Consider the following 12744-nt stretch of genomic DNA (forward strand, 5'->3'; position numbering starts at 1 on the left):
GTGGAGGTCACGCGGTTTTCTGCAACCCGGCCACCGTGCGCGGCATTGCGACAAAACCCGGCAACGCTTCGACTCGTGCCAGCCAGGCGCGAACGTTGGCGTAGTCGTCCAGCGAGACATTGCCCTCCGGGGCATGCGCAATGTAGCTGTAGGCAGACACGTCAGCGATGGTCGGCTCTTCGCCCGCCAGATACGCAGTTTTACCCAACTCCAGCTCCATGACCTTGAGCAGGTTGTGCGCACGGCCAATGACTTCCTCGGCATTCAGTTGCGCACCAAACACCGTGATCAGGCGTGCCGCCGCCGGGCCAAAGGCAATCGGTCCCGCCGCTGCCGACAGCCAGCGCTGCACATGCGCTGCGCCCACCGGGTCGGCCGGCAGCCAGCGTCCGTTGCCATATTTCTGCGCCAGATAAACCAGAATCGCGTTGGAATCGGCCAGCACCACGCCGTTGTCATCAATCGCCGGCACTTGGCCAAAGCTGTTGATCGCCAGGTACTGCGGCTGCTTGTGCTCACCTTTGGCCAAATCGACGAAGATCAGCTCGGTCGGCAGTTGCAGCAGCGACAGCATCAACTCGACGCGGTGGGCGTGACCGGAACGGGGAAAGTTGTAGAGTTTGATCGCTTGCATGGTCGACTCCGCTGAAAAGTGACGTCGCTACGGGAATGAGCGCGCCGATGGAGTCATCATCTATGGGTTGCCGGAACAACAGAATAACCAGCCGCTGCAATCGATTATTTCATCTCGTGCAATAACGCCGCTGCGCTCAAGGCCGGATGCTCGCGTAGCGCCTTCACGGCGAAGTCGACAAAACTGCGGATCCGCGCCGGTGCCTTGCGCCCGCCTTGATACACCACATGGATCGGCAACGGCGGCAATTCAAACTCGGCGAGGACGATTTCCAGCTCCCCCGCCGCGACTTTGTCCGCCACTTGATAGGACAGCACTCGCGTCAGGCCCAGGCCTTTGCGCGCAGCGGTGATCGCCGACTGATTGGCCGTGACGGTCAGGCGCGGTTCGGTGCGCACACTGAGTGCTTCACCGCCGTCGAGAAACGGCCAGTTGCGTTGCTGACCGATCGCCGACGTCGCCACCACCGGCAGCCCGGCCAATGCCTGCGGATGCTCCGGGCGGCCATGTTCAGCCAGAAACCCCGGCGAAGCGCAGATTACCCGCCGCACTTCCCCAACTCGGATCGCATGCTGATTGCTGTCCGGCAGCTCACCGATGCGTACCGCGACATCAATGCCCTCCTCGACCATGTTGACCACCCGATCCAGCAACAACGCGTTGATCGACACATCCGGATAACGACAAAGGTAATCGGCCATCACTGGCGTCACGAACAGATCGCCGAACAACACCGGCGCAGTAATCGTCAACTGCCCGCGCGGCAAGGCATGGCTGCCCGCCGCCGAATCCTCGGCCTCCTGCACCTCGGCAAGAATCCGCCGGCAGTCATCGAAATAACGCTGCCCGGCTTCGGTGAGATGCACGGTGCGCGTGGTACGCACCAGCAGCTGCGTACCGATATGCTGCTCCAGCGCCGCTACCGCCCGGGTGACGCTCGCCGCCGACAGCCCCAGACGCCGCGACGCCGCCGAAAAGCCTTGCTCCTGGGCGACGACAACGAAGATCTGCATTTCCTGAAAGCGGTCCATGGGATTCCTCGGCGGCGGATACGACAATCGCAGCCGAGGCTGCGATTGTGGGAGCGTAGATCAACGGTGGATAACTTATTCCACGGTGACCGATTTCGCCAGGTTGCGCGGCTGATCAACGTCGGTGCCCTTGAGCACGGCGACGTAATACGACAGCAGTTGCAGCGGAATCGTATAAAGGATCGGCGAGAGAATGTCGTGGATGTGCGGCATCTGCACCACGTGAGTGCCTTCGCCGTTGGTCATCGCAGCCTTTTCGTCCGCGAACACGATCAACTCGCCGCCGCGAGCGCGGACTTCCTGCAGGTTGGATTTGAGCTTCTCCAGCAGTTCGTTGTTCGGCGCGACGGTCACCACTGGCATGTCGTTATCCACAAGTGCCAGCGGCCCGTGTTTGAGCTCGCCGGCCGGGTAGGCTTCGGCATGGATGTAGGAGATTTCCTTGAGTTTCAAGGCACCTTCCATTGCTACCGGGAATTGCGCGCCGCGGCCGAGGAACAGGGTGTGGTTTTTCTCAGCGAACAGCTCGGCGATTTTTTCCACGGTGCTGTCCATCGCCAGCGCTTCGCCGAGACGGGTCGGCAGGCGACGCAGTTCTTCGACCAGCGTGGCTTCGACGCCATTGGCCAGAGTGCCGCGCACCTGACCCAGCGACAAAGTCAGCAGCAACAGGCCGACCAGTTGCGTGGTGAAGGCTTTGGTCGAGGCCACACCGATTTCGCGGCCGGCCTGGGTTAACAGGGTCAGGTCGGATTCACGCACCAGCGAGCTGATGCCGACGTTGCAGATCGCCAGGCTGGCGAGGAAGCCCAGCTCCTTGGCATTGCGCAGCGCCGCGAGGGTGTCAGCGGTTTCGCCGGACTGCGAGATGGTCACGAACAGCGTGTCAGGCTGCACCACCACTTTGCGATAACGGAATTCGCTGGCGACTTCCACCTGGCACGGAATACCGGCCAGTTCTTCGAGCCAGTAACGCGCGACCATGCCGGCGTGATAGCTGGTGCCGCAGGCGACGATCTGCACATTGCGCACTTTGGCGAACAGCTCGGCAGCTTGTGGACCGAAGGCCTCAACCAGCACTTGATTGTTGCCCAGGCGACCTTCGAGAGTGCGCTGGACCACGGCCGGCTGCTCGTGGATTTCCTTGAGCATGTAATGGCGGAACTCACCCTTGTCGGCGGCTTCGGCACCATCGGTGTACTGCACGGTCTGGCGCTCGACAGCGTTGCCGTTCACGTCCCAGATCTGCACGCTGTCGCGACGGATTTCAGCGATGTCGCCTTCTTCCAGGTACATGAAGCGGTCAGTGACCTGACGCAGAGCGAGTTGGTCGGAAGCGAGGAAGTTCTCGCCCAGACCCAGGCCGATCACCAATGGACTGCCACTGCGCGCGGCGACCAGACGATCCGGTTGCTGTGCGTTGATCACTGCGAGACCGTAGGCGCCATGCAGTTCCTTGACGGTCGCTTTGAGCGCGGCAGTCAGGTCCGGTTGTTCCTTGAGCTTGTGGGTCAGCAGGTGGGCGATGACTTCAGTGTCGGTGTCCGAGCTGAAAGAGTAACCCAAGGCTTTGAGTTGTTCGCGCAGAGCTTCGTGGTTCTCGATGATGCCGTTGTGCACCACTGCAATGTCACCGGAAAAATGCGGGTGAGCGTTGCGCTCGCACGGCGCGCCATGGGTCGCCCAACGGGTGTGGGCGATACCGAGACGACCGGACAGCGGCTGTTCGGTCAGGGCGGTTTCCAGCTCACTGACCTTGCCCGGACGGCGCATGCGTTCCAGGGTCTGGTCATTGGTATAAACCGCCACACCGGCGCTGTCATAGCCCCGGTATTCGAGGCGCTTCAGGCCTTCGAGAAGGATGGCGGTGATATTACGTTCAGCTACAGCGCCGACAATGCCACACATGGTTATTTCTCCTGACTGACAGCCGCACAGATCAAAGTGATCCCGCGGGCCTGAAGCTGATCGCGTGCCTCGACAGACAGGCGATCATCGGTAATGAGGGTATGGATGCTGCTCCAGGGCAGCTCCAGGTTGGGAATCTTGCGACCGATCTTGTCGGCCTCGACCATGACGATCACTTCTCGCGCAACGTCGGCCATCACCCGGCTGAGGCCGAGCAACTCGTTAAAGGTTGTGGTGCCGCGAACCAGATCGATACCGTCGGCGCCGATGAACAGTTGGTCGAAGTCGTAAGAGCGTAGTACCTGCTCGGCGACCTGGCCCTGAAAGGATTCCGAGTGCGGATCCCAGGTGCCACCGGTCATCAGCAGCACCGGCTCGTGTTCCAGTTCGCTCAAGGCGTTGGCAACATGCAGCGAGTTGGTCATCACCACCAGACCCGGTTGCTGGCCCAGCTCGGGAATCATCGCGGCGGTGGTGCTGCCGCTGTCGATGATGATGCGCGCGTGCTCGCGGATGCGTTTTACCGCCGCGCGAGCGATCGCCTGTTTGTATTTGGAAATACTCTGCGCCGTTTCTGCGACCAGCTCTTGCGGCATGGTGATCGCACCGCCGTAACGACGCAGCAATAGACCATGGGTTTCCAGCGCGGCGAGATCCTTGCGAATCGTAACTTCCGAAGTTTCGAAACGCTTGGCCAGCTCGTCGACACTGACTTCGCCCTGCTCATTGAGCAAGGCGAGGATGTTATGGCGACGTTGGGGAGTGTTACGCTTGGACATGGCGACTTAAGTTTCGATTCGAAAGATAACGCAAGCAATGAAACTCTATCGAAAGGTTGCCGTCAAGACACGAAGAGAAAAATTCAGAAAGATTGAAATGACTGTGGGAGCGAGCCCGCTCGCGAAAGGGGAGTCCTAGCCACTCAAGACGTGACGGAGAGACCGCATTCGCGAACAGGCACGCTCCCACAGGGGATTGTGGATAAATCAGGATTTTTTGATTTTTTCCGGCCGCTTCCAGCCGTCGATGTTCTTCTGGCGGGCTCGGCCTACCGCCAACTGAGCGTTATCCACATTTTGCGTGATGGTCGAGCCGGCCGCAGTCGTCGCACCGTTGGAGATATCCACAGGCGCGACCAGCGAGTTGTTGGAACCGATGAACACATCAGCACCCAGCACGGTTTTCCACTTGTTGGCGCCATCGTAGTTGCAAGTGATGGTGCCGGCGCCGATGTTGGTGCGTGCGCCGATTTCTGCGTCGCCCAGATAGGTCAGATGGCCAGCCTTGGCACCCTCGCCCATGTGTGCATTTTTCAGCTCAACGAAGTTACCCACGTGGGCGCGCGCTTCGAGCACAGTGCCCGGGCGTAACCGCGCGAACGGACCAGCGTCACTGCCTTCACCGAGAATGGCGCCTTCTATATGACTGTTGGCCTTGATCACCACGCCTTTGCGCAGGGTGCTGTCCTTGATCACGCAGTTCGGGCCGATCTGTACGTCGTCTTCAATGATGACCTTGCCTTCGAGGATCACGTTGATGTCGATCAGCACATCGCGACCGACGCTGACTTCGCCGCGTACGTCGAAGCGGGCCGGGTCACGCAGGGTCACGCCCTCAGCCATCAGGCGGCGGCCGGCGCGCAACTGGTAATGACGCTCCAGTTCAGAGAGCTGCTTGCGATCGTTGGCGCCCTGCACTTCCATCGGGTCGTGCGGCTGTTCGGTGGCAACCACCAGACCATCGCTGACCGCCATTTCGATCACGTCGGTGAGGTAGTACTCGCCCTGCGCGTTGTTGTTCGACAGGCGACTCATCCAGTCCGCCAGACGATCGGCCGGCACAGCGAGGATGCCGGTGTTGCCTTCGGTGATGGCACGTTGCGCTTCGCTGGCGTCTTTGTGCTCGACGATTGCCGCGACCTTGCCGTCAGCATCACGCACGATGCGGCCGTAACCGGTCGGGTCATCCAGCTCGACAGTGAGCAAACCCATCTGGCCCGGCACGACATGCTTGAGCAGACGTTGCAGGGTATCGACTTCAATCAGCGGCACATCGCCGTAAAGAATCAGCACAGTGTCGGCATCAATGAACGGCACCGCTTGGGCGGTGGCATGGCCAGTGCCCAGTTGCTTGTCCTGCAACACAAAATTGAGGTCATCAGCTGCCAGCCGCTCACGCACCACATCGGCACCGTGACCGATCACCACGTGAATGCGTTGTGGATCAAGTTGCCGAGCGCTGTGGATAACATGACCGAGCATGGAGTTGCCGGCAATCGGGTGCAGCACTTTGGGCAGCGCCGAGCGCATGCGCGTGCCTTGACCGGCCGCGAGGATAACGATTTCGAGAGACATGACTGGCTACCAATCCTGGGTGGTCAGCAACTGCGACCGGGTTTGAAATTCGGAAAAGAAAAAAGGGTAGCCGAGGCTACCCTTTTTTATCAATCGCACAACAAGCGGATGACGGATTAACCGCCAAACTTCTTGCGGATCTGCTGGACGGTGCGCAGCTGGGCTGCAGCCTCGGCCAGACGAGTGGCAGCGGCGCCGTAATCGAAGTCCGCGCCTTTTTCGTTCAGGGCATTCTCGGCAGCCTTGAGAGCTGCCTGAGCCTGAGCTTCATCCAGGTCGGCGGCACGTTGCACGGTATCGGCAAGTACCTTGACCATGTTCGGCTGAACCTCGAGGAAACCACCGGAGATGTAGAACACCTCGGCTTCCCCGCCTTGCTTGATCAGGCGGATCGGACCCGGCTTGAGATTAGTGATCAGCGGCGCGTGACCCAGAGCGATACCAAGATCACCCAGTGCACCGTGCGCAATCACCATCTCGACCAGGCCGGAAAAGATTTCCCCTTCCGCGCTGACGATATCGCAATGGACTGTCATAGCCATCTGATTGCCTCAACCTAAATTAGCGCCCGTTGCCGGGCGCCGGGATTACAGTTTCTTGGCTTTCTCGATCGCTTCTTCGATGCCGCCAACCATGTAGAACGCTTGTTCTGGCAGGTGGTCGTAGTCACCGTTGAGGATGCCTTTGAAGCCAGCAATGGTGTCTTTCAGGGAAACGTATTTACCCGAAGCACCGGTGAAGACTTCAGCCACGAAGAACGGCTGCGACAAGAAGCGCTGGATCTTACGAGCACGGTTAACCAACTGTTTGTCGGCTTCCGACAGCTCGTCCATACCCAGGATCGCGATGATGTCTTTCAGCTCTTTGTAACGCTGCAGAACATACTGAACGCCGCGAGCGGTGTCGTAGTGGTCCTGACCGATCACGTTCGGGTCCAGCTGGCGCGAAGTCGAATCCAGTGGATCTACCGCCGGGTAGATACCCAGGGAAGCGATGTCACGAGACAGAACGACGGTGGCGTCCAAGTGGGCGAAGGTGGTCGCTGGCGACGGGTCGGTCAAGTCGTCCGCAGGTACGTATACCGCCTGGATCGAGGTGATCGAACCTTCCTTGGTCGAAGTGATACGTTCTTGCAGAACGCCCATCTCTTCAGCCAGGGTCGGCTGGTAACCTACTGCCGAAGGCATACGGCCCAGCAGTGCGGATACTTCAGTACCGGCCAGGGTGTAACGATAGATGTTGTCGACGAACAGCAGAACGTCGTTACCTTCGTCACGGAACTTCTCGGCCATGGTCAGGCCAGTCAGAGCTACGCGCAGACGGTTTCCCGGCGGCTCGTTCATCTGACCGTAAACCAGTGCCACTTTGTCCAGAACGTTGGAGTCCTTCATCTCGTGGTAGAAGTCGTTACCCTCACGAGTACGCTCACCCACACCGGCGAACACGGAATAACCGCTGTGCTCGATGGCGATGTTACGGATCAGTTCCATCATGTTTACGGTTTTGCCTACACCGGCACCACCGAACAGACCGACTTTACCGCCCTTGGCGAACGGGCAGACCAGGTCGATAACCTTGATGCCGGTTTCCAGCAGGTCGTTGCCGCCTGCTTGCTCGGCGAACGAAGGTGCTGCGCGGTGAATGCCCCAGCGCTCTTCGGTGTCGATCGGGCCAGCTTCGTCGATCGGGTTACCGAGGACGTCCATGATCCGGCCCAGGGTCGCTTTACCGACCGGTACGGAGATGGCTGCGCCAGAGTCGGTGACTTCCAGACCGCGCTTCAAGCCCTCGGTGGAACCCATCGCAATGGTACGCACCACGCCGTCGCCCAGCTGCTGCTGAACTTCCAGAGTGGTTGCGGCCGCGCTTTGTACAGTCAGCGCGTTGTAGATGCTCGGTACGCTGTCGCGTGGAAATTCCACGTCGATAACGGCGCCGATGATTTGAACGATACGTCCGCTACTCATAGCTGGATCCTCTGAATATTTGAACCGTTAAACCGCGGCAGCGCCGCCGACGATTTCCGAGATCTCTTGGGTGATCGCAGCCTGACGCGCCTTGTTGTAGATCAGCTGCAAATCGCTGATCAAATCACCGGCGTTGTCGGTAGCGTTCTTCATCGCGATCATCCGCGCAGCCTGTTCAGCCGCGTTGTTCTCGACCACCGCCTGGTAGACCTGCGACTCGACGTAACGGACCATCAAGCCGTCAAGCAGCTCTTTGGCGTCCGGTTCGTAGAGATAGTCCCAGTGGTGCTTGAGATCCTGATCCGGGGTTGCCACCAGTGGAATCAACTGCTCCACGGTAGGCTGTTGTGTCATGGTGTTGATGAACTTGTTGGACACCACGGACAGGCGGTCGATACGGCCGTCCAGGTAGGCATCCAGCATCACCTTGACGCTGCCGATCAGATCATTGATCGACGGCTCTTCACCCAGGTGGCTGATAGCTGCAACGACGTTACCGCCGAAGTTGCGGAAAAAGGCCGCACCCTTGCTACCGACTACACACAGATCAATCTCGACGCCGTTTTCGCGGTTTACCGCCATGTCCTTGACCAGGGCCTTGAACAGGTTGGTGTTCAAGCCGCCGCACAGACCACGGTCACTGCTCACGACGACATAACCGACGCGCTTGATTTCGCGGTCGATCATGAACGGGTGGCGGTATTCCGGGTTGGCGTTGGCCAGATGCCCAATTACCTGGCGGATACGCTCCGCATAAGGACGGCTAGCAGCCATGCGCATTTGTGCCTTGCGCATTTTGCTGACCGCCACTTTTTCCATGGCGCTGGTAATCTTTTGCGTGCTTTTGATGCTCGCAATCTTACTGCGAATCTCTTTTGCGCCTGCCATGTAACACCTATCAGGTTAGCAAGCGGGAGCCTCGCGGCTCCCGCTGCGGCTTACCAGGTTTGGGTGGCCTTGAACTTCTCGATACCGGCTTTCATGCCAGCATCGATTTCGTCATTGAAGTCACCTTTAACGTTGATCTTGGCCATCAAATCGGCGTGATCGCGGTTGAAGAAAGCAATCAGCGCTTGTTCGAAGCTGCCGACCTTGGCGATTTCAATGTCAGTCAGGAACCCACGCTCAGCGGCATACAGCGACAGCGCCATGTCAGCGATCGACATTGGTGCGTATTGCTTCTGCTTCATCAGCTCGGTAACGCGCTGACCATGCTCAAGTTGCTTGCGGGTCGCTTCGTCCAGGTCAGAAGCGAACTGGGCGAATGCCGCCAGTTCACGGTACTGAGCCAGAGCGGTACGGATGCCACCGGAGAGCTTCTTGATGATCTTGGTCTGAGCGGCACCACCCACACGGGATACCGAAACACCGGCGTTCACTGCAGGGCGGATGCCCGAGTTGAACATGGCCGATTCCAGGAAGATCTGACCGTCGGTGATGGAAATCACGTTGGTCGGAACGAACGCGGAAACGTCGCCAGCCTGGGTTTCGATGATCGGCAGTGCGGTCAGGGAACCGGTTTTTCCGGTCACTGCGCCGTTGGTGAACTTCTCTACGTATTCTTCCGAAACGCGGGATGCGCGCTCCAGCAGACGGGAGTGGAGATAGAACACGTCGCCTGGGTAAGCTTCACGGCCTGGTGGACGGCGCAGCAGCAGGGAAATCTGGCGGTAAGCCACTGCCTGCTTGGACAGATCGTCATAAACGATCAGCGCGTCTTCACCGCGGTCGCGGAAGAATTCACCCATGGTGCAACCGGAGTACGGTGCCAGGAATTGCAGCGCAGGAGATTCCGAAGCACTGGCAGCCACGATGATCGTGTTGGCCAGGGCGCCGTTTTCTTCCAGCTTGCGAACCACGTTGGCGATGGTCGATTGCTTCTGACCGATGGCTACGTAGACGCAGAAAATGCCGCTGTCTTTCTGGTTGATGATCGCGTCGATCGCCAGAGCGGTTTTACCGATCTGACGGTCACCGATGATCAGCTCACGCTGGCCACGGCCGACAGGGATCATGGCATCGACAGCCTTGTAGCCAGTCTGTACAGGCTGGTCTACCGACTTACGCCAGATCACGCCTGGAGCAACTTTCTCGACCGCGTCGGTCTCGGTGTTGCCCAGTGGACCTTTGCCGTCAACAGGGTTACCCAGAGCATCGACTACGCGGCCCAGCAATTCCTTACCAACAGGAACTTCGAGGATGCGGCCGGTGCACTTGGCGCTCATGCCTTCAGCCAGCGACTGGTAGGAGCCCAATACCACGGCACCTACGGAGTCCTGCTCCAGGTTGAGAGCCATACCGTAGACGCCGCCCGGAAACTCGATCATCTCGCCGTACATGACGTCGGCCAGACCGTGAATCCGCACGATGCCGTCAGATACGCTGACGACAGTGCCTTCGTTACGGGCTTGGGAGGTCACATCGAGCTTGTCGATGCGGCCCTTGATAATTTCACTTATTTCGGAAGGATTGAGTTGCTGCATTGCTCTGCTGCCCCTTCAAACTCAAGATTTCAATGCTTCGGCAAGTTTCGCGATTTTGCCGCGAATCGAGCCATCGATAACCAGGTCGCCGGCGCGGATCACGACACCACCAATCAAGGCAGCGTCCTCCGCAACTTGCAGGCGCACTTCCCGGTTGAGTCGTGCACTGAGAACCTTGGCGAGTTTGTCTTGCTGTTCTTGGTTCAATGCAAATGCACTGGTCACTTCAACGTCTACCGATTTCTCTTGTTCGGCCTTGTACAGGTCGAACAGAGCGGCGATCTCCGGCAGAAGCAGGAGACGGTCGTTCTCGGCAACGACGTTGATGAAATTGCGTGCCTTTTCATCAAACTTGTCGCCGCACACGTCAATGAACGTGGCGGCCTTTTCTGCGCTCGTCAGTCGCGGGGCCTTGAGCACGCGCTGCAGGGTGTCGTCTTGCGACACCGCTGCTGCCAGGCCGAGCATGGCTGACCAATTGGCCAGTTGCTGGTGGGCCTGAGCGTGCTCGAAGGCCGCCTTAGCGTAAGGTCGGGCCAACGTGGTCAGTTCTGCCATGATCGCCCTCGCTTAGATTTCAGCAGCCAGTTGGTTAACCAGCTCTGCGTGCGCGTTTTGATCGATTGTGGCACCCAGGATCTTCTCGGCGCCGCCAACAGCCAGCAAGCCCACTTGGGCACGCAGCTTGTCTTTGACGCTGTTCAGTTCCTGTTCGATCTCGGCTTGAGCCTGAACCTTCACACGGTCAGCGTCGATACGGGCTTTTTCAACAGCCTCTTCGACGATCTGGTTACCGCGTTTCTTGGCTTGCTCGATGATTTCAGCTGCCTGAGCTTTCGCTTCGCGCAGTTGCTGACCCGCTTTCTCTTGGGCCAACTCCAGGTCGCGAGCTGCACGGCTGGCAGCGTCCAGACCATCAGCGATCTTCTTTTGACGTTCGTGCAGAGCAGCGATGACCGGAGGCCATACATACTTCATGCAGAACAGTACAAAAATCAGGAACGCAACGGACTGGCCAATCAGGGTCGCATTAATGTTCACGCCAACACCTCGCAGTTACGTTGTCCATCACACCAAATTACCCGGAAGATCCGAGTAATCAGCCAGCGATCTGACCAACGAACGGGTTCGCAAAGGTGAAGAACAGAGCGATACCAACACCGATCATGGTTACGGCGTCGAGCAGACCGGCAACGATGAACATTTTCACTTGCAGCATTGGAACCATTTCTGGCTGACGCGCTGCGCCTTCCAGGAACTTGCCGCCCAGCAGGCCGAAACCAATTGCGGTACCCAGTGCGCCCAGGCCGATCAACAGTGCAACAGCGATAGCGGTTAGACCAACTACAGTTTCCATCTTTCCTCCCGACTTTTACGTCGTATGGTTTAGGTTTTTTAGATTAAAGCGGTAAAACAAATCGTTTCAGCTGCCCCGCAAGGAGCTCCCTCCCGTTTGACCGGGAGGAACATCAGACTAGTCGAGACTGGTCTTAATGGTTTTCTTCGTGCGCCATCGACAGGTAGACGATGGTCAGCATCATGAAGATGAACGCCTGCAGGGTGATGATCAGGATGTGGAATACAGCCCACGCCCACTGCAGAACTACGCCCAGGCCGCTGAGCCAGAGCAGGCCGCTGCCGAACATCACAGCGATCAGAATGAACACCAGCTCGCCGGCATACATGTTGCCGAACAGACGCAGAGCCAGAGAGATCGGCTTGGCGATCAGGGTGACGAATTCCAGCAGGAAGTTCACCGGGATCAGCAGGGCCTGAACGAAGATGTTCTTGCTGCCGAACGGGTGCAGGGTCAGTTCGCCGATGAAGCCGCCGATGCCCTTGACCTTGATGCTGTAGAAAATGATCAGTGCGAACACCGAGAACGCCATGCCCAGAGTCGCGTTCGGGTCGGTAGTCGACACGGCGCGGAACGGGATGTGGGCATCGCCGGAGATCAGGATGGCCAGCTGAGGAATCCAGTCGACCGGTACCAGGTCGACGGCGTTCATCAGGAACACCCAGACGAAGATGGTCAGTGCCAGCGGTGCAATCACCGGGCTACGGCCATGGAAGCTGTCTTTCACGCTGCCATCGACGAATTCGACCAATACTTCAACGAAGTTCTGCAAGGCACCCGGCTGACCCGAAGTCGCTTTCTTTGCCGCCATGCGGAAAAGAAGAACGAAGATCAGACCCAGCGCGACCGACCAGCCGAGGGTATCGACGTGGAAAGCCCAGAAGCCCATTTCCTTGGCTTCTGCTGCGGTGTGGGCAAAGCCCCAGCCGCCGTTGGGTAGCTGACCGAAAGTCAGGTTCTGCAAGTGGTGCTGGATATAGCCCGAAGCGGTTGTCTCTGCCATGGTTGCC

13 protein-coding genes are annotated in these 12744 nt (G+C 58.7%); all 13 read right to left on the reverse strand.

Features of this window, described 5'->3' with window-relative positions; translation table 11 throughout:
* Positions 1-7 precede the first annotated feature (7 nt).
* Positions 8-634, reverse strand: coding sequence for a glutathione S-transferase family protein (locus AB4N73_RS21710; RefSeq protein WP_236167828.1), 627 nt, complete (start codon positions 632-634; stop codon positions 8-10).
* 104 nt (positions 635-738) lie between these two features.
* Positions 739-1665, reverse strand: a complete 927-nt coding sequence (locus tag AB4N73_RS21715) for a LysR family transcriptional regulator (RefSeq protein ID WP_041476539.1) — start codon at positions 1663-1665, stop codon at positions 739-741.
* Positions 1666-1740: 75 nt separating this feature from the next.
* Positions 1741-3573: a glutamine--fructose-6-phosphate transaminase (isomerizing) gene (glmS, locus tag AB4N73_RS21720; protein ID WP_056791089.1), complete on the reverse strand. Its 1833-nt coding sequence runs from the start codon at positions 3571-3573 to the stop codon at positions 1741-1743.
* 2 nt (positions 3574-3575) lie between these two features.
* A complete protein-coding gene (locus AB4N73_RS21725) occupies positions 3576-4352 on the reverse strand; it encodes a DeoR/GlpR family DNA-binding transcription regulator (RefSeq protein ID WP_016772409.1) in 777 nt (258 codons plus the stop codon).
* A gap of 207 nt (positions 4353-4559) precedes the next feature.
* A complete protein-coding gene (gene glmU / locus AB4N73_RS21730) occupies positions 4560-5927 on the reverse strand; it encodes a bifunctional UDP-N-acetylglucosamine diphosphorylase/glucosamine-1-phosphate N-acetyltransferase GlmU (RefSeq protein WP_460142535.1) in 1368 nt (455 codons plus the stop codon).
* A 116-nt stretch (positions 5928-6043) separates the two neighbouring features.
* A complete protein-coding gene (locus tag AB4N73_RS21735) occupies positions 6044-6469 on the reverse strand; it encodes a F0F1 ATP synthase subunit epsilon (RefSeq protein ID WP_016772407.1) in 426 nt (141 codons plus the stop codon).
* 45 nt (positions 6470-6514) lie between these two features.
* Positions 6515-7894 carry a F0F1 ATP synthase subunit beta gene (gene atpD, locus AB4N73_RS21740; protein ID WP_016772406.1) on the reverse strand — a complete coding sequence of 460 codons (1380 nt, stop codon included), beginning with the start codon at positions 7892-7894 and terminating at the stop codon, positions 6515-6517.
* Between the two features lie 27 nt (positions 7895-7921).
* Complete coding sequence (gene atpG, locus AB4N73_RS21745) at positions 7922-8782, reverse strand: F0F1 ATP synthase subunit gamma (protein ID WP_007911960.1); 861 nt, start codon at positions 8780-8782, stop codon at positions 7922-7924.
* A gap of 50 nt (positions 8783-8832) precedes the next feature.
* Positions 8833-10377 carry a F0F1 ATP synthase subunit alpha gene (gene atpA / locus AB4N73_RS21750; RefSeq protein WP_016772405.1) on the reverse strand — a complete coding sequence of 515 codons (1545 nt, stop codon included), beginning with the start codon at positions 10375-10377 and terminating at the stop codon, positions 8833-8835.
* Between the two features lie 21 nt (positions 10378-10398).
* Complete coding sequence (locus tag AB4N73_RS21755; RefSeq protein ID WP_016772404.1) at positions 10399-10935, reverse strand: F0F1 ATP synthase subunit delta; 537 nt, start codon at positions 10933-10935, stop codon at positions 10399-10401.
* Positions 10936-10947: 12 nt separating this feature from the next.
* Positions 10948-11418 carry a F0F1 ATP synthase subunit B gene (locus AB4N73_RS21760; protein WP_016772403.1) on the reverse strand — a complete coding sequence of 157 codons (471 nt, stop codon included), beginning with the start codon at positions 11416-11418 and terminating at the stop codon, positions 10948-10950.
* Between the two features lie 58 nt (positions 11419-11476).
* Positions 11477-11734 (reverse strand): F0F1 ATP synthase subunit C, encoded by a 258-nt coding sequence (atpE, locus tag AB4N73_RS21765; RefSeq protein WP_003097235.1) that lies wholly within the window; start codon positions 11732-11734, stop codon positions 11477-11479.
* Positions 11735-11867: 133 nt separating this feature from the next.
* On the reverse strand, positions 11868-12737 hold the full coding sequence (gene atpB, locus AB4N73_RS21770) for a F0F1 ATP synthase subunit A (RefSeq protein WP_016772402.1): 870 nt from the start codon (positions 12735-12737) through the stop codon (positions 11868-11870).
* Positions 12738-12744: the final 7 nt, after the last annotated feature.

Source organism: Pseudomonas sp. S3_B08, assembly GCF_054667725.1.